This is a genomic window from Bradyrhizobium sp. T-12 (genome assembly GCF_058314695.1).
In genome coordinates this window covers 3,554,047-3,576,756 of record NZ_CM177756.1, presented here as the reverse complement: position 1 = coordinate 3,576,756, position 22,710 = coordinate 3,554,047, and the positions used below count along the sequence as shown (strand labels likewise).

Here is a 22,710-nt window from a genome sequence, read left to right as displayed (position 1 = left end):
TGTTGCGACCTCGTCAACAGCTTCTGCTTATGTTAGACTTATGTCTCAAAGCAGGGAGGTCACCACGATGTCAGCAGTTGCTGAAGTGTTGTCGACCGTCGCGCCGAACCGCGATCCGCGTTGCAGCGAGTTGCCCACCTGTCCCGTCTGCGCCGATTCCATGGTCGCCGCCGAAGCATCTGCCTACGTCTCGGACCAAATGATCAGCTATCTCTGGACCTGCGATAATTGCGGCTATGGCTTCGTCACCAAGCATGCCGTCAAGACCCGGTTCGTGTGCAACTAGCGTCATTACCTGAGCATGATCTCGTCGGAAAACCGCTTCACACTTTTCCGGATCATGCTTTGCTCTAGCGCGGGGCGATGTCGCCCTTCGCCCAGTCCTCGCGCGTACGCTGATAGAACTCCTCGAATTTTCCCTGTGCGATCGCGTCCCTGATGCCCAGCATCAGGAACTGGTAGTAAGCGATATTGATTTCGGACAACAGCATCGCCCCGAGCGTCTCGCCCGCCTTGACGAGATGGTGCAGATAGGCGCGCGCGCAGTTGCGCGCCGACGGCCATGAGCTCTCCTCATCCAGCGGGCGCGGATCGTCGGCGTGGCGCGCGTTGCGGAGGTTCACCTGGCCGAAGCGGGTGAAGGCGACGCCGTGCCGGCCATTGCGCGTCGGCATCACGCAATCGAACATGTCGATGCCGCGCTTCACGGCCTCGAGGATGTCGTCGGGCGTGCCGACGCCCATCAGATAGCGCGGGCGCTCTTTCGGCAGCACCGGCGCGGTCTCGTCGATCATCGCCAGCATCACCGCCTGCGGCTCGCCGACGGCAAGGCCGCCGATCGCATAGCCATGGAAGCCGATCGCGGTCAGGCCTTGCGCACTCACGTGCCGCAGTTGCGGCACGTCGCCGCCCTGCACGATGCCGAACAGCATGTATCCGTCGGGAGCGCTCTCGAAGGCGCGCTTCGAGCGCTCGGCCCAGCGCAGCGACAATTGCATGGCGCGCTCGATGTCGGCGTGCTCGGCCGGCAGCCGCACGCACTCGTCCATCTGCATGGCGATGTCGGACCCGAGCAGGCGCTGCACCTCGATCGAGCGCTCCGGCGACAGCTCGACCTTGGCACCGTCGATATGCGAGCGGAAGGTGACGGCGTGCTCGCTGATCTTGCGCAGGTCCGCCAGCGACATCACCTGGAAGCCGCCGGAATCCGTCAGCATCGGCCCGTTCCAGCCGGTGAACCGCTGCAAGCCGCCGAGTGCCGCGATCCGCTCGGCGCTCGGACGCAGCATCAAATGATAGGTGTTGCCGAGCACGATGTCGGCGCCGGCATCGCGTACCTCGCGCCAGTGCATGCCCTTCATGGCACCCGCGGTACCGACCGGCATGAAGGCCGGCGTCCGCACCACGCCGTGCGGCGTGGTCAGGCGTCCGGTGCGCGCGGCGCCATCGGTGGCGAGCAACTCAAAGTGATTGGGAAGGTCATTGTCGGGATTCATGGCCGTGCTTATTGCGTGTCGGAGGAAGCCGATCAACCCGCATAGACCTGCGCAGCGGCCAGTCGGTGCCTCAGACTGGGACACAATCGCCGCGAATATTCACCCCGCCAGTCTTGTTAAACAAAACGATACCGTGTAGTTTTACTACGGGGCTGGACGAGATGCTGCGGCGAAATGCGCCGGCGGCGTCAAACGTGTGATCGCCAGCCGCCGACAATGCCCCTTCCTTCGTGTTCGACTGATGTCCCCGGCCGTTCCCGTGACCGGATCAGGCAGGCAGGCCGCCGCCTGATCGGAGTCCTGGTCCTGACGTGCGGCCTGGCGCTCGCCGCCTGCACCTCCCTGCCCCGCACGCCCTATACGGCCGCAGAAGCCAGCACCTCGCGCGTGCTCGATATCGACGGCCTCAGGCGCTACGCCGACGACCCCGTCACGAAATTCAGCTTCGAGAAAGACACCAGCTACGCGACGAAGTCCTATCTGGCGCTGTCCGGCGGCGGCGCCGATGGCGCCTACGGCGTCGGCGTGCTCAACGGCTGGACCGCGGCGAGAACCCGCCCCACTTTCTCCGTCGTCTCGGGCGTGAGCACCGGCGGCCTGATCGCGCCGTTCGCGTTTCTGGGTTCGCAATACGACGACACGCTGAAAGAGGTCTACACCAGCGGCATCGCGGAAAGCCTGCTCAGCGATCCCAGCATCATGCGCGTGCTGTTCGGATCCGGCCTGTTCGGCAACACGCGGCTGCGCGAGCTCGTGGCGCGCTATGTCGGGCCGGAGATCGTGGCGCAAGTCGCGCGCGAAAACGCCAAGGGCCGGAAGCTGTTGGTGGTGACGACCGATCTCGACACCCAGCGCACCGCGATCTGGGACATGGGCAAGATCGCCGCGGTCGGCACGCCCGAAGCGGTCAAGCTGTTTCGCGACGTGATGGCGGCCTCCGCCAGCATTCCCCTGGTGTTTCCGCCCATCATGATCGACGCCGAGGGCCAGGGCCGCAAGTTTCAGGAGATGCACGTCGACGGTGGCGTGACCGCGCCGGTGCTGACGCTGCCGGAAGCCCTGCTATTCCAGGGCAACCGACTGCCGGGCAGCGCGAGGATGGACATCTACATCCTCGTCAACAAGAAGATCGAACGCAATTTCGAGCTCGTCTCCAACGGCACCATCGATGTCGCCTCGCGCAGCCTGTCGGCGATCACCCAGTCACAGACGCGCTCGATCATCTTCTCGACCTATGATTTCGCCAAGCGCAACCGTCTCGGCTTTCATCTCTCCTACATCGCGCGCGACTATCCGCCACCGCCGTCGGAAGGCTTCGACACCGCCTATATGCGGGCGCTCTATCAATACGGATATGATAAGGCCGCTTCGGGTCAGGCCTGGAGCTCGACGGTGCCGTGAGACGGAACGCCGCCCAGCCGAAACCGTTGACGATATGGCCAATTCGGCCAGATTCGCGATGACGCATCGACTCCTGCGCGATATAGAGCGAATGACGACTGTCAGAAACGCGCAGGAATCATTGGGCATGGGATTGACTGCGACCAGGACGAGAGCGGCTGCGCCGCGGCGCGAGGTGCCGAAGTCGCGCGGCGGCCGGCCGACGAAGACCGCCGCGATCGAGCGCGACCAGCGGCTGATCGAGGTCGCCACCCGCCTGTTCCTGGATCGCGGCTTCGACGCAACCTCGCTCGATGCGGTCGCGGAAGCGGCCCGAGTGAGCAAGCCCACCGTCTATTCCCGCTACGGCGACAAGCGCGGCCTGTTCGCCGCCGTGCTGAGGCGCGAGATCGCGCGCTGGCTCGCGCCGTTGTCGGCAGCCGCCGAGACGCAGCTCTCCAGCGCCTCGGACATCCCGGTCGAGCAACGGCTGATCGAGATCGGACGCGAGATGCTGACGTTCACCTGCGGTCCGGACGCCGTCGCCTTCAGCCGCATGATGACGTCGCAGGCGATCAATTTCCCTGATGTCGCCAAGCTCGGCAAGGAGGAAGGCTGGCTCAAGGCGGTCGCCACCACCGCGCGCTTCTTCGACAATCTGGTGGTGCAAGGCGCGCTCGATGTCGAGGATACCACCATTGCGGCCGAGGTATTCCTCGATGTGGTCGTCGGTCACACCCACCGCTTGGCGACCTTCGGAACGGCCCTCGAGATGAAGGCCGCCGAGAAGCGGATGCGCGTCGCGATCAAGCTGTTCCTGGCCGGCGCGCTCGGACCTGCGGACCGCGTCCAGACCACCAAAGCCGCGCCACGCCGCCGCCCCTCACGCTGACATTTCCGTGAACGCACGATCTATCCCCATGGGGATACGGGAGGAGCCGTTGACCCAAATAAAACGATACGGTATGGTTTAGTTATAAGCGATACGGAACGCTTTTTTCACCAGCCCCAAAGGTGGCCCGTACCGCTGAGATCGCCGTGCCGGGTACAGCCCGGTGCGTCGCTCCGCGGCCGGCCGACGCCCAAGGCCGGCCGCGAATTCTTTACGATCATCCGGCACACTCGCTGGTCGAGGGTTTCGAGCATGACGACAGCCAAACGATGGACTTCAGGACTGCTGGCGATCGGCCTGTCCGCCCTGCTCCTCGCCGCGCCCGCCCGGGCGATCGTGACCGCGGGCACGCCGACTGCCCTTCACAGCGATGCAGATGGTGATGCCGAGGCCGACCGCCAAGCCGTCAGCCGCGAGATCGAGCGTTTCCGCAGCTCATCGATCTCGATCAGCCAGGCCATGGCAATCGCCGAAGCCCGTCACGCCGGCGCCACCACGGCGGATGTGAGTTTTGACGGAGCCGCCGGCGTGCCGGTGTATCGCGTGAAGACCCTGCACAACGACCGGATCTGGCGCCACACCATCAATGCAGCGACGGGCGAACTCGTCGGCGGAGAAGCTGCACTCCCCCTCGCCGAGCTCGACAACGACGATCGCAGCAACCTTGCGGCCCTCGGTGCGATCAGGCACCGTCTCGCGGATGCCGTGCGTGTTGCCGAGCGCGCGGCCTCGGGCAAGGCGATCAGCGGTGGCCTCGTGCGCGAACGCGGCCGGCTCAATTTCGCGATCGTCGTGATCAGCGGCGACGACCTCAAGGAGGTCATCCTGGAGCCCCCGGGCGCCAGGAAATAGCGGCTGCTAGATAGCGGCAGGCTTCGCCCCCGGCATCGGCCGGGAACGAAAAGCCATTGACGGCCGCAAGACTCTCCCGCATAAGTCGCCGCCATGTTCACGACCACCAAACGCACGACCAAAACCACCACGGCCTCAGGGGCCCGGGGAGGCGTGCGCACGTAAGTCGTCGACTTAAACGCATCAGCTCTACGGCAAGCCCCGCCCTCGATGGACCGGGGCTTTTTTGTTGTCTTTTTCGCAAATCTCAATGGAGGACAAAGTGAGTAACGATCCCGTCGTCGCGATTGTCGGCGTCACCGGTGCGGTGGGCGCCGAATTCATCGCCACCATGGACAAGCGCGGCTTTCGCGTCGGCAAGCTCAAGGCGCTCGCCAGCGCCCGCTCGGCCGGCAAGACGGTATCGTTCCGCGGCCAGCCGATCGTGATCGAGGAGCTGACCGAGCGGTCCTTCGAGGGCGTCGACATCGCCCTGTTCTCCGCCGGCGGCAGCATTTCGAAGAAGTATGCGCCGATCGCCGTCAAGTCCGGCGCGGTCGTGGTCGACAACTCCTCCGCTTTCCGCATGGACCCGAACGTGCCGCTGGTGATCCCCGAGATCAACGCGAACCGCATCAGGGATCACAAGGGCATCATCGCCAACCCGAACTGCGCGGCGATCACCGCGCTGGTGCCATTGTGGCCGATCCACCAGAAGAACCGCATCAAGCGCGTGATCATCTCGACCTATCAGGCCGCAAGCGGCGCTGGCGCCGCCGCGATGGAGGAGCTGGTCGAATCCACCCGCGCCAATCTCAACGGGCAGGTCTATACGCCGAAGGTGATGCCGCACCCCTACGCCTTCAATCTCTTCAACCACAACACCGCGATCGACCCCGACACCGGCTATAACGACGAAGAGACCAAGGTCATCAAGGAGACCCGCAAGATCTTCGAAGACGAGACAATCGCGATCGGCGTCACCTGCGTGCGCGTGCCGGTGCTGCGCGCACATTGCGAGGCCATCACCTTCGAATGCGAGAAGCCGATCAGCGAGGACCAGGTCCGCGCCATCGTGGCGCAGGCGCCCGGCGTCAAGGTCGTCGACGACCGCGCCAGGAACTACTTCCCGATGCCGATCGACGCCTCGGGCCAGGACGACGTCCTGGTCGGCCGCATCCGCAAGGATCTGAGCGACCCCAGCGGCCATTCGATCTCGATGTTCGTCGCGGCCGATCAGCTGCTCAAGGGCGCAGCGCTGAACGCGGTGCAGATCGCCGAGCTGCTGCCGCAGCGCGTGATGGCATAGTCGATGTCGTGGTAACCGGTATCGTAGGGTAGGCGCAGCGCAGCGTGCCCACCAACTGTCTCGATCATGAAAAGATGGTGGGCATGGTGCTATGCCCGCCATCGCTCTCCGCATTCAGAAAAGACGTGGGCACGCTTCGCTTTGCCCTCCCTGCGGCGTAACGTCAGTCGTTCGCTCGAAACAGCAAACACGCATCCCCGTACGAATAAAACCGATACCCATTCGCGATGGCGTGCGCATACGCCGCCTTCATCGTCTCGAGCCCCGAGAAGGCTGACACCAGCATGAACAGCGTCGACTTCGGCAAATGGAAATTGGTCATCAGGATATCGACGGCGCGGAAGCGATAGCCGGGGGTGATGAAGATCGACGTCTCGGCGGCGAAGGGCTGGATGGTGCCATCCTCGCGTGCGGCGCTCTCCAGCAGCCGCAATGACGTGGTGCCGACCGCGATGATACGGCCGCCATTCTTTCGCGCCGTGTTGAGACGCTCTGCCGTCTCGGCCGAGATCGTGCCCCACTCGGCGTGCATCTTGTGGGCTTCGGTGTCCTCGACCTTCACCGGTAGGAACGTCCCTGCCCCGACATGCAGCGTGACCCTGTTGACGCCCACGTCGCGCGCGCGCAGCGCCTGCTCCAGTGCCGGGGTGAAATGCAGGCCCGCCGTCGGCGCGGCGACGGCGCCTTCGTTCGCCGCGAACATGGTCTGGTAGTCGGCGAGGTCCTGATCGTCGGGCGTGCGCTTGGAGGCGATGTAGGGCGGCAGCGGCGGGCTGCCGAGATCGGCGATGGCTTGGTCCAGCGCCGGGCCGTGGAACGAGAAAGACAGCGTCACCTCGCCCTCAAGGCCCTTGGACTCGACCTCGGCGTCGAGATGGCCGAGCAGGCAGACCTTGCCTTCATTGCCGAAGCGGACGCGGTCGCCGGCGACGAGCTTCTTGGCGGGCTTCACCAGCGCCTGCCAGCGCGAGCCGTCGAGCCGCTTGATCAGCGTCGCCTCGATCCTGGGCTCGGTCTCGCGGCCGATGCGCCGGCCCTTCAGCTGCGCCGCGATCACCTTGGTGTCGTTGACGACGAGCTGGTCGCCCGGCTTCAGCCATTGCGGCAGGTCGGCAATCACCTGATCGCGCAGCACACCGTTCTCCACGACCAGCATCTTCGCGGAGTCGCGCGGGCTCGCCGGGCGCAATGCGATGCGCTCGGCGGGCAGGTCGAAATCGAAGAGATCGGTGCGCATGAGCGCTGTCGCGCCTTGGTTCGCGTCATTCCGGGACGATGCGCAGCATCGAACCCGGAATCTCGAGATTCTCGGGTGCGCAATTGCGCACCATGGTTCGCGCTTAGGCGCGCCCCGGAATGACCGCTATCAGGCCGCGTCCGCCGCCATCCGCGCCTTGACGATCTTGTCGGGATTCTGCACGGGCTCGCCGCGCTTGATCTTGTCGACGTTCTCCATGCCCTCGGTGACCTTGCCCCACACCGTGTACTGGTTGTCGAGGAAGCGGGCGTCGTCGAAGCAGATGAAGAACTGGCTGTCGCCGGAATCGGGATTGGCGGCGCGCGCCATCGAGGTGGTGCCGCGCACATGCGGCTCCTTGTTGAACTCGGCCTTCAGCTTCTTGCCGGAGCCGCCGGTGCCGGTGCCCTGCGGGCAGCCGGTCTGCGCCATGAAGCCGTCGATCACGCGGTGGAACACGATGCCGTCGTAGAAGCCTTCGCGGACCAGTTCCTTGATGCGCGCGACGTGGCCGGGCGCCAGATCAGGCCGCATCTCGATGGTGACGGGGCCCTGCGTGGTCTCGAGGATCAGGGTGTTTTCGGTGACGCTCATGCTCGTCTCTCTTGCGTTGGGGGTGAAGTCTTGTCAGGCGACGTTTTGCGGTTACGGAACTGGATCGCGAATGGACGTCCCGCGGCGGCGCCGGCCATTGCATCGGTAAATGGCATCGGTGTGCAGCGTTGCAACGCCTCCATCACCGCGATCCGGTATTGCAGCCGGTCGTTGTCGGAGGCCTCCGCGGATTCATAGGTAATCCTCGGATGGCCCAGAATGTTTCCGGCCCGGTTAAAGCTCACGACGACGGTGATGTCGAGTGGGCGGGCCCTGGCGGGCGGCGGCGGTTTCCAGCAGGTGCGCAGATGCCGGAAGACGTCCTGGATGGTGTTGACCCGCGCATCCTCGGCGGCCGCGCCGGAGAGGCCAAGCAGGAGCGCCGCGGCAGCTACGATGAGCTTTTTGCCACGGCGCGCCATCGCCACCTCTTATTTGATGTCGGAGGCGACCTGCACCTTCACCATCTTGTCGGGATCGGTCACGGCGCCGCCGGGGGAGCCGGGCGGCGCCTTCTTCAGCTTGTCGACGACGTCCATGCCCTGCACGACCTCGCCGACCACGGTGTACTGGTTGTCGAGGCTGCCGCCGTCGGCGAACATGATGAAGAATTGCGAGTTGGCGCTGTCGACGCTGTCGCCGCGCCGGGCCATGCCGACGATGCCGCGGGCAAAATGCACCTTGGAGAATTCCTGCTTCAGGTTCGGATATTTCGATCCACCGGTGCCGTTGAATTTCTCGCCGTCGCCGGTCTGCGCCATGAAGCCGTCCATGACACGATGGAACGGCACGTTGTTGTAATAGCCCTCGCGCGCGAGCTGCTTGATGCGCTCGGCATGCTGGGGCGCGATGTCGGTGCGCAGCTTGATGACGATGCGGCCCTTGGTGCTGTCGATGACGATGGCGTTGGCCTTGTCGAGGTTGGCCGGCAATTGCTGCGCCACCGCGGGCACCGCGAACACGAGCGCGGCAAGAACTGCGAGAATTCGGATCATGACAACTCCGGATCAGAGAAAGAGGAAGCGCGCCGTTATCCGGCGAATTTTACCTTGAGCTGGGCCGCAACGATCGGCGGGACGAAGGTCGAGACGTCCCCGCCCATGCCGGCGATCTGGCGCACCAAAGTGGCGGTGATCGGGCGAACCATGGGAGAGGCCGGCAGGAAGACGGTATGCACTTCCGGCGCCATCGCCTCGTTCATGCCGGCGAGCTGCATCTCGTAATCGAGGTCGCTGCCGTCGCGCAGGCCCCGAATCATGATGGTCGCACCGTGCTTGCGCGCCGCGGTCACCGACAGGTCGTCGAACGTCACGGCTTCGAGCACGCAGCCGGCCTTGGCCGCCACCGGCCCGCAGACGTCATGGAGCATCTTGAGCCGCTCCTCGGTCGAGAATAGCGGCTTCTTGCCGGGGTGGACCCCGATCGCGACGACGAGCCTGTCGCACAGCGATACGCTGTGCCGGACCACGTCCAGATGGCCGTTGGTGATGGGGTCGAAGGAACCGGGATAGAAGGCGATACGCGGCATGGCCCCCTCCTACCGCGCCCGGCCCGGGCCGGCAAGCCGGGCGGGTTCCTCGGCCTCTCCTTGGCCGTTTCCGGCAGAATATCCCGCCGGCCGTGTCGGCGACGGCCGGTTTGTTTCGTCCTGAGAGCGGTCACGAAACAAACCGGCGGGGGCACGAAACCATTTCCCGCGCCGGCGAAGACGTCCGGAAACTGGCCATGGTTACTAATCCGGCCAACGAATGACGGGCCGCACACTGGGCGTAGGCGGCCGCATCACAGGGGACTGTCAAATGATCAAGGCTCTTTCAGCGATCGCTCTCTCTGCATGTTTTGCCGCAGCCCTCACCCTGCTGCCCGGCTTTGCCCCGACCGTCGAAGCCAGCGTGCCGCAGCCGCTGGCCAAGAGCGACCGGCTCGATATCCGCACCGTCGGAAAGGACTGCTCCCAGCAGGCCTGGCCGAACTTCGAGGTGTCCTGCCTGCGCCGTGCCGGCACCAGGGCGACCATCCGCGAGGCCCGCCTCGTGACCGCCAACCGGACCCCGTAGTCGGGTCTGTCAGCTTCGCGTCATATAATCCTGATGGAATTTTGCGACGCCCCATCGCAGACTGCGTGATGCTCGCGCCCGGCGGAATGGCCCGTCGGGCGCGATCCCATTGGGGGCCGCCCTTGTCCAGTACGCCCGCAGTCGCTTCCGGCCACCATCCTGACCCGCTGCCGCTCGCCATGACCATGGGCGCCCTCGGCGTCGTCTATGGCGATATCGGCACCAGCCCCCTCTACGCGCTGAAGGAAGCCGCCAAGGCGGCCGCCCATGGCGGCACGCTCAGTCACGACGCTGTCCTCGGCGTCGCCTCGCTGATCCTCTGGGCGCTGCTGCTGATCATCTCGCTCAAATATGCGCTGTTGATCCTGCGTGCGGACAACCGCGGCGAAGGCGGCATCGTCGCGCTTCTGGCGCTGCTGCATGCCCGCCACGCCCAGCCCGGCACCTGGCGTGCCCATCTCCTGGTGGTCGGCCTGATCGGAGCCGCCCTGCTCTATGGCGATGGCGCGATCACGCCGGCCATCTCGGTGCTCAGCGCCATCGAGGGCCTCAAGGTCGATGCCCCCTCGCTCGCGCCCGCCGTGGTGCCCGTCACCGTCGTCATCCTGATCGGCCTGTTCATGATGCAGAAGCAGGGCACCGGCTTCATCGGCCGCATCTTCGGGCCGGTGATGCTGGCCTGGTTCGTCGTGCTCGCCGCGCTCGGCATCCACGGCATCGTCAAGGCGCCGGCGGTGCTGGCGGCGCTCAGCCCGTTCTATGCGTTCAATTTCCTGATCCACCAGGACTTCCACGTCTCGTTCGGAATCCTCGGCGCGGCCTTTCTCGCGGTGACCGGCGGCGAGGCCATGTATGCCGACATGGGACATTTCGGTCGCCTGCCGATCCGGCTGGCCTGGTTCGCGATCTGCCTGCCCGCCCTGGTGCTGAACTATTTCGGCCAGGCCGCGCTGCTGATCACCGATCCCACGATGATCGAGAACCCGTTCTTCCAGCTCTGCCCCGACGCCCTGCACTACCTGCTCGTCGCATTCTCCGCGATCGCGACCGTGATCGCCTCGCAAGCGATCATCTCCGGCGTGTTCTCGCTGACGCAGCAATCGATCCAGCTCGGCTTCCTGCCGCGCATGCAGATCCGCCATACCACGAGCGATGCGATCGGCCAGATCTACGTGCCGCTGGTGAACTGGCTGCTTGCGGCTGCAACGCTGGGCGCGGTCCTGAGCTTCGGCTCCTCGGACGCGCTCGCCGGCGCCTATGGCATTGCGGTCTCGCTGCTGATGGCGATCACCACGCTGCTCGCCGCGCTGGTCGCGATCCAGTGGGGCTTTTCGCCCTGGCTGGTCGTTGCCGTCAACGGCTTCTTCTTCGTCATCGATCTGATCTTCTTCTCGGCCAATTCGATCAAGCTGTTCGAGGGCGGCTGGTTTCCGTTGCTGCTCGCCGGCCTCGTCGCCTTCCTGATGTTGACCTGGCGGGCCGGCGTGAGGCTGGTCGAGGCGGCACGCGCCCGGCTGCGTCAGCCCGAGGAGGACCTGATCGAGACCGCGGTCGACAAATGCCACGCGCGGCTGCCCGGGACCGCCGTGTACCTGGCCTCCGCGCCGCGCGGTGTGCCCCTCGCGCTCACCCAGTTCGTCAGGCACAACCGCGTGCTGCACGAGCGCGTGCTGCTGGTCACCGTGCTGATCGAGGAATTGCCGCACATCGCGGACGAGGAACGCGCCGAGGTGATCGAGATCATCCCCGGCATCACCCGCGTGGTCCTACATTACGGCTTCATGCAGAATCCGACGATCTATGAAGGGCTGAAGCTGGTCTGCCGCCAGGGCAAGCTGGCCGGCATCGATCTCTCCGAGATCACCTATTACGTCGGCCGCGAGACCATCATCCCGCGCGAGGACGTGCCGGGCATGTGGGTCTGGCGCGAAAGCGTGTTCGCCTTCCTCCAGCGCAACGCCGAACGCTCGGCCGCGTTCTTCGGCGTGCCGACCAAGCAGGTCGTGGAATTCGGCACGGAGCTGGAAATCTAGCGCGGCTTCGCCGCGCGGTCCAAAGCGAGCGTCGATGTCCAACGATCCACCCTTGCAACTCAAACCCCGGCTGACGATTCAGTTCGATCAGGCGCAAGCGATCGTCCGTCGGATGTCGCCAGACGCGTTGGTCCTCGACATCACCGAACTACATGGCGGCGAGATCAGCACCGTCCTCGAGATCGCGCTTGAAAATGCACCCGCCTGCATTCTCAAGGTCTATCCGGAATCGTTGCAGTGGAAGATGGCCAAGGAGGTTTACGTGCTGGGTCTGTTGCGAGGCCTCGGCGCCGCCATTCCAAAGATCCTCCTCGCCGACGACACGCGATCGGTGATCAAGCTGAACTATGTGCTCATGACCAAATTGGACGGCGTCGTGCTCGGCCGACGCGAGGCAACATTGTCGGAGACCGAGCTGTTTGCGATCCATGCCAAGATGGGCGCGGCGCTCCGTGGGATCAACGACATCATTCTCGACAGTTTTGGCTATATCGGCCCGAACGGGGTCTGGACGGCGCATCCGAGCAACCATGCCTACATGTCAGCGCAGTTCGACCGAAAGCTGACGGAGTTTTGCACGCGCGGCGGCGATCCAGCGTTGGCCGCGCGCCTGCGGGACAGCGTTACAGCACGGCAGCATCTCTTCAATGCAGCAACCACCCCCCGCCTGTGCCACTACGACTTCCATGCCGGCAACGTGCTGGTGACGCCGCTTGGCGAGCCGCGCCTGACGGGAATCGTCGATTTCGAGAACGCGACCTCCGGCGATCCGTTGATGGATATCGCGAAGGCGCTGTACTATTTCACGTCGAAGGATGCGCCGAAGCGAGAAGGCTTGCTCGCGGGCTACGGCAAGATCGAGCGTCCTGACTGGCAGGAGACGCTTCGTCTCTACCGCATGTATTGCACGCTGGAGCTATGGTGCTGGATGGCACAGATCGGGAAGCACGAGGCGCTCGCCGACTTCACCGCGGAGCTTTCGCAGACCACGTCGTAGCCCGGAGGGAGCGAAGTACATCCTCCCGCCAAAGTGTGAGAGCACCGGATTTCGCTTCGCACCATCGGCTGCACTATCACTCCCCGTTCGCCTGCTCTCCATTCGCCCCGTTGCCGCTCTCCGCCTCTTCCGTGATGTGCTCGACTGAGACCACGTGCTCGTCCTCGGCCGTGTCGAACACGATCACGCCTTGTGTCGAGCGGCCGGCGACGCGGATGCCTTCGACCGGGCAGCGGATCAACTGGCCCTTGTCGGTGACCAGCATGATCTGATCTGCATCCTCGACCGGGAACGAGGCAACCAGATTACCGTTGCGGTTGTTGACGCTCATGGCGACGATGCCTTTGCCGCCGCGGCCCGTCGTGCGGTACTCGTAGGACGAGGTCCGCTTGCCATAGCCGTTCACGGACACGGTGAGCACGACCTGCTCCTGCGCCGACATCTCGGCATAACGCTCCTGCGCGAGCTGGAAGCTGCCGGATGTCTCCTCGGCCTCGGCGTCCACTTGTGCCTCTTCGGCCCCGGATTCGCCGGCGACCGCGCGGCGCATCTTCAGATACGCCGAGCGCTCGTCCGAGGTGGTCTCGACGTGGCGCAGGATCGCCAGTGAAATCACCTTGTCGCCCTCGCCGAGCGCGATGCCACGCACGCCCATCGAGGTGCGCCCGGTGAACACGCGCACGTCGGTGACGGGGAAGCGGATGCACTGGCCGCCGGCGGCGGTCAGCAGCACGTCGTCGCGCTCGGTGCAGATCTGCACGTCGACGATCGCTTCATTGTCGTCGAGCTTCATCGCGATGATGCCGGAGCGGCGGACGTCGACGAAGTCCGACAGCTTGTTGCGCCGGACGTTGCCCCCCGTGGTCGCGAACATCACGTCGAGGTTGCCCCAGGTGGACTCGTCCTCCGGCAGCGGCATGATGGTGGTGATGCGCTCGCCCTGCTCGAGCGGCAGGATGTTGATCAGCGCCTTGCCGCGCGCGTTCGGCGCGGCCATCGGCAGGCGCCAGACCTTCTCCTTGTAGACCTGGCCGCGCGAGGAGAAGAACAGCACCGGCGTGTGCGTGGAGGCCACGAACAGACGGCTGACGAAATCCTCGTCGCGGGTCTGCATGCCGGCGCGGCCCTTGCCGCCACGGCGCTGCGCCCGATAGGCCGACAGCGGCACGCGCTTGACGTAGCCGGCGTGGGACACGGTGACGACCATGTCCTCGCGCTGGATCAGGTCCTCGTCCTCGACCTCGCCTTCCTGCTCGATGATGACGGTGCGGCGGGGCGTTGCGAACTCGGCCTTCACCTCGGCGAGCTCGGTCTTGATGATCTCGAGCACGCGGGCGCGCGAGCGCAGGATGTCGAGATAATCGGCGATCTCGCCCGCGAGCTTGTCGAGCTCGTCGCGGATTTCGTCACGGCCGAGGGCGGTCAGGCGCTGAAGGCGCAGGTCGAGAATGGCCCTCGCCTGTTCCATCGACAGCCGGATCGTGCCATCCGCGCTGATGCGATGGCGCGGATCGTCGATCAGCGTCAGCATGTCCTCGACGTCCCGGGCCGGCCAGTCACGCGACATCAGGGTGTCGCGGGCGGTGGTCGGGTCGGGCGAGGTCCGGATCACGCGGATCATCTCGTCGATATTGGCGACCGCGATCGCGAGACCAACGAGGATATGGGCGCGATCACGCGCCTTGGCCAGCAGGTACTTGGTGCGCCGCGTGACGACCCGCTCGCGGAAGTCGACGAAGATGGCCAGCAGGTCCTTCAGATGCATGATCCGCGGACGGCCGCTGTCGAGCGCCACCATGTTGACGCCGAAGCTGGTCTGCAGCGGCGTGAACCTGTACAGCTGGTTCAGCACCACGTCCGGCACGGCGTCGCGCTTCAACTCGATGACCACGCGGTAGCCTTCGCGGTCGGATTCGTCGCGCAGGTCGCCGATGCCCTCGATCTTCTTTTCCTTGACCAGTTCGGCGATGCGCTCGACCATCGTCGCCTTGTTCACCTGGTAGGGAATCTCGGTGACGATGATCGCCTCGCGCTCCTTGCGGATGGTCTCGATCGCGACCTTGCCACGCATCACGATCGAGCCGCGGCCGAGGTGATAGGCCGAGCGGATGCCTTGCCGCCCAAGGATGACGCCGCCGGTCGGAAAATCCGGTCCCGGCACGATGTTGATCAGTTCGTCGATGGTCAGCGCGGGGTTGTCGATCAGCGCGATGCAGGCGTCGATGACCTCGCCGAGATTGTGCGGCGGGATGTTGGTCGCCATGCCGACCGCGATGCCGCCGGCGCCGTTGACGAGGAGGTTCGGGAACTTGGCCGGCAAGACCGACGGTTCGGTCTCGTTGTTGTCGTAGTTCGGCTGGAAGTCGACGGTGTCCTTGTCGATGTCGGCCAGCAGGGCCAGCGCCGCCTTGGTCAGGCGCGCTTCGGTGTAACGATAGGCGGCCGCGGGATCGCCATCGACCGAGCCGAAATTGCCCTGGCCGTCGATCAGCGGCACGCGCATGGAGAAGTCCTGCGCCATCCGGACCATGGCGTCGTAGATCGACTGGTCGCCATGCGGATGATATTTACCGATGACGTCACCGACCACGCGGGCGGACTTCACGTACTTCTTGTCGGGCGTGTGCCCCTGCTCGTTCATCGAGAACAGGATGCGGCGGTGCACCGGCTTCAGGCCGTCGCGGGCATCAGGCAGCGCCCGCGCCACGATCACGCTCATGGCGTAGTCGAGATAGGACTTCTTCATCTCCTCGAAGATGGAGACGGGGCGAATATCCGAGGGTTGCGCCGGCTGGTCGCCGGGCTTGTCGTCGTCGTCAGCCAAGGGGAAATCCGGTGAGGTTTTATCTGGGAATCATATAGCGCATCGGGGCCCTGATAACCACCCTTGCGGGCTCGAGGGAAGCGCTTTTTCCGCTTATTTTTCCAATAGCTTACGGCCTTGCAACGAGGGTCTCGGATGGGCATGGAACAGGCTCTTCGAAATCGCCTCGGCCACCTCAATGATCGCGCGGTGGCGCGCACCTCTTCGGCCTGCTTGCCCGGCGCGGTCAGAGTTCAACCCAAACATGAGCGGGCCCGGAAATCCCGAGCCCGCTCTGTCGATTAGTAAGGTTTGCTGACACGACGTGGCAGGCGCGGCCCAACCTGCCGGCGCCCCCTTATCGTCAGACCGTCCTCAGAACGGGATATCGTCGTCCATGTCACTGTTGCGGCCACCGCCGCCGGCGGCCACGGGACGGCGTGGCGCGCTGCTGACGGGTCCTGACGAGCCGAAATCACCACCCGGCTCATCGCCGAAGCTGCCGCCTCCACCGCCGCCGCTGCGGCCGTCGAGCATCGTGAGCGTCGAGTTGAAGCCCTGGAGCACGACCTCGGTCGAATACTTCTCGACACCGCTCTGGTCGGTGTACTTGCGGGTCTGAAGCGCGCCCTCGATGTAAACCTTGGCGCCCTTCTTCAGATACTGTTCGACGATCTTGCAAAGCGGCTCCGAGAAGATCACGACGCGATGCCACTCGGTCTTCTCCTTGCGTTCGCCAGTATTCTTGTCGCGCCAGGTCTCCGAGGTGGCGATGCTCAAATTCGCAATCGGCCGCCCGTCCTGGGTGCGGCGGATCTCAGGATCCTTGCCGAGATTTCCAACCAGAATGACCTTGTTGACGCTTCCCGCCATCGCCGCTCTCCACTCCGAATGCCACTGATTTCAAAAGGCCGAGCGCGCTGCCCGCGTTCCTCTGCGCCCTGTTGAGGCGACCCTATACGCTTGCAGGCGCCGCTCAGCCCACCACCCCCTGGGTTATCCCCACATATAGCACCGACCTTCGCTATGTTCCAGATTTGTTCTTTCTGGCCGGGCGTCGAACAGAGCGCCACGCGCACTCTGACTTTCACCGGCTCGGGAACCTCCCGGCCGCTCTGCCTGGAGCCTCACACGTTCTAAGCGCATCGCCGGAATTGCGACATCGGCATGATCAGCCTGAATGACCCCGGGCGGCCCGCCACTCGTCAAGCACGGATATCTATCTGATATACTTGAATGATTTAACGATCCAGATCGCGCCCTCCTCTGCAGGCGGGGCGCGAATCAGGGGTTAAATAAGTCAGTAACCATCACCTTTCCGACCACTGTGGCTTTTCGGATACACAACTTGCGGCTTCAGTGGTGTAAGCACGGCATCAGTTGGGCCGTTGAGTCCGCTGCCCTTCCGTCCGCGGAAGGCAACAACAGAAACTGGGACTGGGATTAGTTGAAAATGAAAAAGGTTTTGTTGGCTTCGGCCTGTTTGTTCGCTCTGGCGGCCCCCGCTTCGGCTGCTGATCTCGCGGCGCGCCCCTACACCAAGGCTCCGGTCGCTCCGATGGCTTCGGTCTACAACTGGACCGGCTTCTATCTCGGTGTCGTCGGTGGCGGCGCTTGGGAAAACGCTTCGGGCGACCCGAAGATGAAGGGCGGCTTCGTCGGCGGCACCGCCGGCTACAACTGGCAGACCGGCAACGTCGTGTTCGGCCTCGAGGCCGATGCTGCGTGGGCTGACGTCAGCGCGTCGGTCTCCGGTCCGGTCCTCGTCCCCGGCTTCGGTGTTGCCACGGCGACCCTGAGCTCGAAGACGGATGCGATGGGCACCGTTCGCGGCCGTATCGGCTGGGCCGTCAACAACGTGCTGTTCTACGGCACGGGTGGCTATGCCTGGATCGACAACAAGCTGAGCGCCAGCGCTCTCGGCGTGACCATCTCCGACAGCAAGTTCCACTCCGGCTGGACCGTCGGTGCGGGCGTCGAAGCGTTCTTCGCTCCGAACTGGACCGTCAAGGGCGAGTACCTCTATCGCAGCCTCGGCGGCGAGACCTACTTCTCGGGCGCCCTGCCCACCGGCACGCTCAACTTCCACACCGTGCAGGTCGGCGTGAACTATCACTTCGGCGCCCCGGTCGTCGCCAAGTACTGAGCTTCGACTTAAACGCTACCCGCGTTACGAAAGGCCGGCCTTGCGCCGGCCTTTTTGTTTGCCCTTGCTCGTTGTTTGCCCGCTCGTTCGCCTGCCGCGTTCTACAGTTCCGCGCCCGCCTGCTGCCAGATGCCGCCAGCGCGCCAACATTCCGTTGACGATTCGCAACTCCCTCTGGAAATCCGCGCGCGTTCTTCCTACGTTCGCTGATAACCCCATCGGCGCCGATCCCGGTTCCGGGCGAAGCGCGCCTTCATCATTGGCGCGATCGCGCGTCTTTGGATTCCTTGAGGACCAGCGGGATGGATGAAGTGATCAAGGCGAAGCGCCAACAACAGAACGCGGGCTCAAGCCTGCGCGCAATTACGATCCGTGGCGCGCGCGAGCACAACCTCAAGAACATCGACGTCGAGATTCCCCGCGACAAGCTGGTGGTGTTCACCGGCCTCTCCGGCTCCGGCAAATCCTCACTCGCCTTCGACACCATCTACGCCGAGGGCCAGCGCCGCTACGTCGAATCGCTCTCGGCCTATGCGCGTCAATTCCTGGAGATGATGCAGAAGCCCGACGTCGACCAGATCGACGGCCTGTCGCCCGCGATCTCGATCGAGCAGAAGACGACATCGAAGAACCCGCGCTCGACCGTCGGCACCGTCACCGAGATCTACGACTATATGCGCCTGCTGTGGGCGCGCGTCGGCGTGCCCTATTCGCCGGCCACCGGTCTGCCGATCGAGAGCCAGACCGTCTCGCAGATGGTCGACCGCGTGCTGGCGCTGCCCGAGGGCACCCGCCTCTATCTGCTCGCGCCCGTCGTGCGCGGCCGCAAGGGCGAGTACCGCAAGGAGCTCGCCGAATGGCTCAAGAAGGGCTTTCAACGCGTCAAGATCGACGGCACCTTCCATGAGCTTGCGGAAGCGCCGACGCTGGACAAGAAATTCCCGCACGACATCGACGTCGTCGTCGACCGCATCGTGGTGCGCGCCGACATCGGCCAGCGCCTCGCCGAGAGCTTTGAGACCGCGCTGAAGCTCGCCGAGGGCCTTGCCGTCGTCGAGTTCGCCGACGCCCCCACGGCGGCTCCCACCGAGGAGAAAAAGAAGACCGCCAAGATCCACGACAAGAGCGGGCCCGAGCGCATGCTCTTCTCGGAAAAGTTCGCCTGCCCGGTCTCGGGCTTCACGATTCCAGAGGTCGAGCCCAGACTGTTCTCCTTCAACAATCCCTATGGCGCCTGCCCGGCCTGCGGCGGCCTCGGCGTCGAGCAGCATGTCGACGAGGACCTCGTCATTCCCGACAAGGAGCTCGCCATCGGCAAGGGCGCGATCGCACCATGGGCCAAATCGTCCTCGCCCTATTACATCCAGACCCTGACTGCGCTCGGCAAGCACTACAAGTTCACGCTGACCACCAAGTGGAAGGACCTGCCCAAGAAGACGCAGAACGCGATCCTGCATGGCTCCGGCGAAGACGAGATCAAGTTCTCCTATGAGGACGGGGTGCGCTCCTACGACACCAAGAAGCCGTTCGAGGGCGTCATCACCAACATCAACCGCCGCTACCGCGAGACCGAAAGCGAGTGGGCGCGCGAGGAGCTGGCGAAATACTTCCACGACGTGCCCTGCGAGGGATGCAAGGGTTTTCGGCTCAAGCCCGAGGCGCTCTGCGTCAAGATCGGAGCCAGGCATATCGGCGAGATCTCGGAGCTGTCGGTCAAGAAGGCCGGCGAATGGTTCGAGACCGTGCCCGACGCGCTCAACGCGCAGCAGAACGAGATCGCCGGCCGCATCCTGAAGGAGATCCGCGAGCGCCTCACCTTCCTGCTCGACGTCGGCCTCAACTACCTCACTTTGTCCCGCTCCTCCGGCACGCTGTCCGGCGGCGAGAGCCAGCGCATTCGCCTCGCCTCGCAGATCGGTTCGGGCCTGACCGGCGTGCTCTATGTGCTGGACGAGCCCTCGATCGGCTTGCACCAGCGCGACAACGCCCGCCTGCTCGACACCCTGAAGCGGCTGCGCGACCTCGGCAATACCGTGGTCGTGGTCGAGCATGACGAGGACGCCATTCGCCTCGCCGACTACGTGCTCGACATCGGCCCCGGCGCCGGCATGCATGGCGGCCACATCGTCGCCGAAGGCACGCCCGCCGAGATAATGCGCAACCCGAAATCGCTGACCGGCAAGTACCTGACCGGCGAGCTCGAGGTCGAGGTCCCGGAGCGGCGCCCGCCGAACCATCGCCGCACCATCAAGGTGGTCAACGCGCGCGGCAATAACCTCAAGAACGTCACCGCCGAGATCCCGCTCGGCCTGTTCACCTGCGTCACCGGCGTCTCCGGCGGCGGCAAGTCGACGCTGTTGATCGACACGCTGTACCGCGCCATCGCCCGCAAGCTGAACAATGCCAGCGAGGGCGCCGCCCCGCACGATCGCATCGAGGGCCTCGAGCACATCGACAAGATCATCGACATCGACCAGTCGCCGATCGGCCGTACGCCGCGCTCGAACCCCGCGACCTATACCGGCGCCTTCACGCCGATCCGCGAATGGTTTGCCGGCCTGCCCGAGTCCAAGGCGCGCGGTTACGAGCCCGGCCGCTTCTCCTTCAACGTCAAGGGCGGCCGCTGCGAGGCCTGCCAGGGCGACGGCGTCATCAAGATCGAGATGCACTTTTTGCCCGACGTCTACGTCACCTGCGACGTCTGCAAGGGCAAGCGCTACAACCGCGAGACGCTCGAAGTCCTGTTCAAGGGCAAGAGCATCGCCGACGTGCTCGACATGACCGTCGAAGAAGCCGCCGAATTCTTCAAGGCGGTGCCGCGCGTGCGCGAAACCTTCCAGACCCTGCACCGCGTCGGCCTCGACTACATCCATGTCGGCCAGCAGGCGACCACGCTATCGGGCGGTGAAGCCCAACGCGTCAAGCTCGCCAAGGAATTGTCAAAACGCGCCACCGGCCGCACGCTCTACATCCTGGACGAGCCGACCACCGGCCTGCACTTCCACGACGTCAAGAAGCTCTTGGAGGTGCTGCATGAGCTGGTCGCGCAGGGCAACACGGTCGTCGTCATCGAGCACAATCTCGAAGTCATCAAGACCGCAGACTGGGTCATCGACCTCGGCCCCGAAGGCGGCGACGGCGGCGGCGAGATTGTCGCCTGGGGCCCGCCGGAAGACATCGCCAAGGCGCCGCGGAGCTATACCGGAAAATTCCTGGAGCCGGTGCTGAAGAAAGCGCGCAAGCCGAAGCGAAGGAGCACGAGCGAGGCGGCGGAGTAGCGCCACCCGCTCGAGCGGCCGGCTCAAGCTGCCGGGAAAGTTCTCCATGCCGAGCCGAACCTACGCGCTCTTCCGCAACGCGATCCTCGCCGAGCAGCAGGTGACCTGTGTCTACGAGGGCCGCCATCGCGAGCTATGTCCGCACATCATCGGCACCAACAAGGCCGGTGAGGAAGCCGTGCTGGCCTGGCAGTTCGCCGGCGAAAGCAGCGGACCGCTGCCACAATGGCGATGCCTGAACCTGGCCAATGTCAGCAACGCCCGGGCGCGCGACGGCCGCTGGCACGAGGGCAGCTCGCATCGGAGCACTCAGACTTGCGTCAAGAACATCGATATCGACATCAATGTTGACGTACGCAAGTTGCGGTAAGCGCCCATTCGTCTACCGGCCGACGAATTCAATGACCGCTTCGCCCCGCGCGACGGCTTCGGCGATTCGCGGCATGGCGCTCAAAAACTGACGGATCAGCGCGCGATTGTCGATGTTGCCGACACGCACCCAAAGCACTGCGGATCGACGGTAATCCTTGCCAGTAGCTCCGACATCTGCCACCTCTCGAAGGTAACATAGGCATCTCCGATAGCATTTTTCAGGCGCCTCGCCAGCGGGCGCGACGCCCGCACTTCTCCCTCCGCCATGCCCTACGCCCTCGCCATCTTCGACCTCGACGGCACGCTGGCCGACAGCTTCCCGTGGTTCCTGCGTGTCGTCAACGACATCGCCGATCGCTTCAATTTCCGCCGTGTCACCGATGAGGATGTCGAGGGCCTGCGGCATGCCTCGACGCGCGAGATCCTCGCCCGCCTCGAGGTGCCGCTGTGGAAGCTGCCGGCGATCGCGCGGCATGCGCGGCGGCTGAAGGCGGAGGCGGCGAGCGAGATTTCGCTGTTCGCAGGGGTCGAGGCGATGCTGCGGACGCTGACCGAGAACGGCGTGCAGCTGGCGCTGGTGACCTCCGACAGCGAGGCCAATGCCCGCGAGAAGCTCGGCGATGCCGCAACGCTGTTTTCGCATTTCGATTGCGCGGCTTCGCTGTTCGGCAAGCCAGCGAAATTCCGCCGGGTGATCCGGCGCGCGGGCGTCGAGCGGGGCCAGGTGATCGCGATCGGCGACGAGGTGCGCGACATCGAGGCGGCACGCGCCGTCGGCGTCGCCTGCGGCGCGGTTTGCTGGGGTTACGCGGCGCCGGCAGCGCTACGGGCGCGGGGGCCGGATCACATCTTCGAGCGGATGGATGAGATCGTGTCCGCGTTATGCCCCGGTGCCGTAGCCCGGATGAGCCAAGCGACATCCGGAAGCCTCAGTGGATGAGGACGGATCCATCCCGCATGTCGCTCCGCTCGTGCGGGCTATGAAATGCCGCGCGGCGGGTCGTGCTTCTCCATCGACAGCGCGATCCGCTCAAGAAAGCCGTTCATCCGCCGGGTCTCGGCGACCTGCTGCTCGTAGAGCTCGATCAGGCTCACGCCCGACTTGCTGCGCGCCTGCATGCCCTGCCGCCGCGAAAACCAGAACCACAGCCCGATCAGCAGCAGGAACGGCAGCCACGATACCGCAAGCTCAACCCACTTATCCATCACAAACGTCTCCACCCGGCGCGCGTCCGGGCGCAATTCAATCCCGGATAGCATCTGTCGTGGCGATACGACGTCCGGT

General features: G+C 64.7%; 21 protein-coding genes. 12 read left to right on the top strand and 9 right to left on the bottom strand.

Translation table 11 applies throughout. The annotated features are described in order from the left end of the window. Positions 1–67 precede the first annotated feature (67 nt). Positions 68–286, top strand: coding sequence for a hypothetical protein (locus AC0WRY_RS16780; RefSeq protein ID WP_194408032.1), 219 nt, complete (start codon positions 68–70; stop codon positions 284–286). 64 nt (positions 287–350) lie between these two features. Here the strand turns inward: AC0WRY_RS16780 and tgt are convergent, their stop codons facing one another. Next, positions 351–1,496, bottom strand: a complete 1,146-nt coding sequence (tgt, locus tag AC0WRY_RS16775) for a tRNA guanosine(34) transglycosylase Tgt (RefSeq protein WP_491123439.1) — start codon at positions 1,494–1,496, stop codon at positions 351–353. 216 nt (positions 1,497–1,712) lie between these two features. Between tgt and AC0WRY_RS16770 the strand changes: the two genes are divergently transcribed. The 4 genes from AC0WRY_RS16770 (at position 1,713) to AC0WRY_RS16755 (ending at position 5,908) form a co-directional block, all read left to right on the top strand. After that, positions 1,713–2,897, top strand: a complete 1,185-nt coding sequence (locus AC0WRY_RS16770) for a patatin-like phospholipase family protein (RefSeq protein WP_491123438.1) — start codon at positions 1,713–1,715, stop codon at positions 2,895–2,897. A 127-nt stretch (positions 2,898–3,024) separates the two neighbouring features. Next, on the top strand, positions 3,025–3,768 hold the full coding sequence (locus tag AC0WRY_RS16765) for a TetR/AcrR family transcriptional regulator (RefSeq protein ID WP_491123437.1): 744 nt from the start codon (positions 3,025–3,027) through the stop codon (positions 3,766–3,768). A 252-nt stretch (positions 3,769–4,020) separates the two neighbouring features. Continuing rightward, entirely contained in the window at positions 4,021–4,620 is a 600-nt protein-coding gene (locus AC0WRY_RS16760; protein WP_194408029.1) for a PepSY domain-containing protein, read from the top strand. 250 nt (positions 4,621–4,870) lie between these two features. Continuing rightward, complete coding sequence (locus AC0WRY_RS16755; RefSeq protein WP_491123436.1) at positions 4,871–5,908, top strand: aspartate-semialdehyde dehydrogenase; 1,038 nt, start codon at positions 4,871–4,873, stop codon at positions 5,906–5,908. Between the two features lie 163 nt (positions 5,909–6,071). On the opposite strand, the gene queA is transcribed toward AC0WRY_RS16755, so the two are convergent. The 5 genes from queA to coaD form a co-directional block, all read right to left on the bottom strand. Continuing rightward, positions 6,072–7,145, bottom strand: coding sequence for a tRNA preQ1(34) S-adenosylmethionine ribosyltransferase-isomerase QueA (gene queA / locus AC0WRY_RS16750; RefSeq protein ID WP_491123435.1), 1,074 nt, complete (start codon positions 7,143–7,145; stop codon positions 6,072–6,074). Between the two features lie 129 nt (positions 7,146–7,274). After that, the gene (locus tag AC0WRY_RS16745) at positions 7,275–7,739 is read right to left on the bottom strand and encodes a peptidylprolyl isomerase (protein WP_211416943.1); all 465 of its coding nucleotides are present in this window, start codon (positions 7,737–7,739) and stop codon (positions 7,275–7,277) included. Next, positions 7,736–8,161, bottom strand: coding sequence for a UCP034077 family protein (locus AC0WRY_RS16740; RefSeq protein ID WP_491123434.1), 426 nt, complete (start codon positions 8,159–8,161; stop codon positions 7,736–7,738). The genes AC0WRY_RS16745 and AC0WRY_RS16740 overlap by 4 nt, the downstream gene beginning before the upstream one ends. 9 nt (positions 8,162–8,170) lie before the next feature. Beyond that, a complete protein-coding gene (locus AC0WRY_RS16735; protein WP_194408022.1) occupies positions 8,171–8,734 on the bottom strand; it encodes a peptidylprolyl isomerase in 564 nt (187 codons plus the stop codon). A gap of 35 nt (positions 8,735–8,769) precedes the next feature. Continuing rightward, positions 8,770–9,267 carry a pantetheine-phosphate adenylyltransferase gene (gene coaD / locus AC0WRY_RS16730; RefSeq protein ID WP_194408021.1) on the bottom strand — a complete coding sequence of 166 codons (498 nt, stop codon included), beginning with the start codon at positions 9,265–9,267 and terminating at the stop codon, positions 8,770–8,772. A 271-nt stretch (positions 9,268–9,538) separates the two neighbouring features. On the opposite strand from coaD, the gene AC0WRY_RS16725 reads away from it, so the two are divergent. The 3 genes from AC0WRY_RS16725 to AC0WRY_RS16715 all read left to right on the top strand — a co-directional run bounded on the left by AC0WRY_RS16725 (position 9,539) and on the right by AC0WRY_RS16715 (position 12,826). After that, on the top strand, positions 9,539–9,796 hold the full coding sequence (locus tag AC0WRY_RS16725; protein ID WP_491123433.1) for a hypothetical protein: 258 nt from the start codon (positions 9,539–9,541) through the stop codon (positions 9,794–9,796). A gap of 179 nt (positions 9,797–9,975) precedes the next feature. After that, the gene (locus AC0WRY_RS16720) at positions 9,976–11,829 is read left to right on the top strand and encodes a potassium transporter Kup (RefSeq protein WP_491123475.1); all 1,854 of its coding nucleotides are present in this window, start codon (positions 9,976–9,978) and stop codon (positions 11,827–11,829) included. Positions 11,830–11,881: 52 nt separating this feature from the next. Beyond that, on the top strand, positions 11,882–12,826 hold the full coding sequence (locus tag AC0WRY_RS16715) for a phosphotransferase family protein (protein WP_491123432.1): 945 nt from the start codon (positions 11,882–11,884) through the stop codon (positions 12,824–12,826). 76 nt (positions 12,827–12,902) lie between these two features. Here the strand turns inward: AC0WRY_RS16715 and gyrA are convergent, their stop codons facing one another. Then, positions 12,903–15,650 (bottom strand): DNA gyrase subunit A, encoded by a 2,748-nt coding sequence (gyrA, locus tag AC0WRY_RS16710; RefSeq protein ID WP_491123431.1) that lies wholly within the window; start codon positions 15,648–15,650, stop codon positions 12,903–12,905. Between the two features lie 354 nt (positions 15,651–16,004). Next, a complete protein-coding gene (locus tag AC0WRY_RS16705) occupies positions 16,005–16,502 on the bottom strand; it encodes a single-stranded DNA-binding protein (protein WP_063194610.1) in 498 nt (165 codons plus the stop codon). A 580-nt stretch (positions 16,503–17,082) separates the two neighbouring features. Here AC0WRY_RS16705 and AC0WRY_RS16700 point away from each other — a divergent pair. The 4 genes from AC0WRY_RS16700 (at position 17,083) to AC0WRY_RS16685 (ending at position 22,365) form a co-directional block, all read left to right on the top strand. Beyond that, positions 17,083–17,775: an outer membrane protein gene (locus AC0WRY_RS16700; protein WP_194408017.1), complete on the top strand. Its 693-nt coding sequence runs from the start codon at positions 17,083–17,085 to the stop codon at positions 17,773–17,775. 302 nt (positions 17,776–18,077) lie between these two features. Next, positions 18,078–21,053: an excinuclease ABC subunit UvrA gene (uvrA, locus tag AC0WRY_RS16695; protein WP_194408016.1), complete on the top strand. Its 2,976-nt coding sequence runs from the start codon at positions 18,078–18,080 to the stop codon at positions 21,051–21,053. A gap of 46 nt (positions 21,054–21,099) precedes the next feature. Beyond that, positions 21,100–21,423, top strand: a complete 324-nt coding sequence (locus AC0WRY_RS16690; RefSeq protein ID WP_491123430.1) for a hypothetical protein — start codon at positions 21,100–21,102, stop codon at positions 21,421–21,423. Between the two features lie 267 nt (positions 21,424–21,690). Beyond that, the gene (locus AC0WRY_RS16685; RefSeq protein ID WP_491123429.1) at positions 21,691–22,365 is read left to right on the top strand and encodes an HAD family hydrolase; all 675 of its coding nucleotides are present in this window, start codon (positions 21,691–21,693) and stop codon (positions 22,363–22,365) included. A gap of 38 nt (positions 22,366–22,403) precedes the next feature. On the opposite strand, the gene AC0WRY_RS16680 is transcribed toward AC0WRY_RS16685, so the two are convergent. Next, a complete protein-coding gene (locus AC0WRY_RS16680; RefSeq protein WP_194408013.1) occupies positions 22,404–22,631 on the bottom strand; it encodes a hypothetical protein in 228 nt (75 codons plus the stop codon). Positions 22,632–22,710: the final 79 nt, after the last annotated feature.

Coding starts and splice junctions, on each gene's coding strand:
- uvrA (WP_194408016.1), top strand. CDS start 18,078: ATGGATGAAGTGATCAAGGCGAAGCGCCAACAACAGAACGCGGGCTCA.
- queA (WP_491123435.1), bottom strand. CDS start 7,145: ATGCGCACCGATCTCTTCGATTTCGACCTGCCCGCCGAGCGCATCGCA.
- coaD (WP_194408021.1), bottom strand. CDS start 9,267: ATGCCGCGTATCGCCTTCTATCCCGGTTCCTTCGACCCCATCACCAAC.
- AC0WRY_RS16700 (WP_194408017.1), top strand. CDS start 17,083: ATGAAAAAGGTTTTGTTGGCTTCGGCCTGTTTGTTCGCTCTGGCGGCC.
- AC0WRY_RS16680 (WP_194408013.1), bottom strand. CDS start 22,631: ATGGATAAGTGGGTTGAGCTTGCGGTATCGTGGCTGCCGTTCCTGCTG.
- AC0WRY_RS16735 (WP_194408022.1), bottom strand. CDS start 8,734: ATGATCCGAATTCTCGCAGTTCTTGCCGCGCTCGTGTTCGCGGTGCCC.
- AC0WRY_RS16745 (WP_211416943.1), bottom strand. CDS start 7,739: ATGAGCGTCACCGAAAACACCCTGATCCTCGAGACCACGCAGGGCCCC.
- AC0WRY_RS16690 (WP_491123430.1), top strand. CDS start 21,100: ATGCCGAGCCGAACCTACGCGCTCTTCCGCAACGCGATCCTCGCCGAG.
- AC0WRY_RS16740 (WP_491123434.1), bottom strand. CDS start 8,161: ATGGCGCGCCGTGGCAAAAAGCTCATCGTAGCTGCCGCGGCGCTCCTG.
- AC0WRY_RS16765 (WP_491123437.1), top strand. CDS start 3,025: ATGGGATTGACTGCGACCAGGACGAGAGCGGCTGCGCCGCGGCGCGAG.
- AC0WRY_RS16705 (WP_063194610.1), bottom strand. CDS start 16,502: ATGGCGGGAAGCGTCAACAAGGTCATTCTGGTTGGAAATCTCGGCAAG.
- AC0WRY_RS16780 (WP_194408032.1), top strand. CDS start 68: ATGTCAGCAGTTGCTGAAGTGTTGTCGACCGTCGCGCCGAACCGCGAT.
- AC0WRY_RS16770 (WP_491123438.1), top strand. CDS start 1,713: ATGCCCCTTCCTTCGTGTTCGACTGATGTCCCCGGCCGTTCCCGTGAC.
- AC0WRY_RS16720 (WP_491123475.1), top strand. CDS start 9,976: ATGACCATGGGCGCCCTCGGCGTCGTCTATGGCGATATCGGCACCAGC.
- AC0WRY_RS16755 (WP_491123436.1), top strand. CDS start 4,871: ATGGAGGACAAAGTGAGTAACGATCCCGTCGTCGCGATTGTCGGCGTC.
- AC0WRY_RS16725 (WP_491123433.1), top strand. CDS start 9,539: ATGATCAAGGCTCTTTCAGCGATCGCTCTCTCTGCATGTTTTGCCGCA.
- tgt (WP_491123439.1), bottom strand. CDS start 1,496: ATGAATCCCGACAATGACCTTCCCAATCACTTTGAGTTGCTCGCCACC.
- AC0WRY_RS16760 (WP_194408029.1), top strand. CDS start 4,021: ATGACGACAGCCAAACGATGGACTTCAGGACTGCTGGCGATCGGCCTG.
- AC0WRY_RS16685 (WP_491123429.1), top strand. CDS start 21,691: ATGCCCTACGCCCTCGCCATCTTCGACCTCGACGGCACGCTGGCCGAC.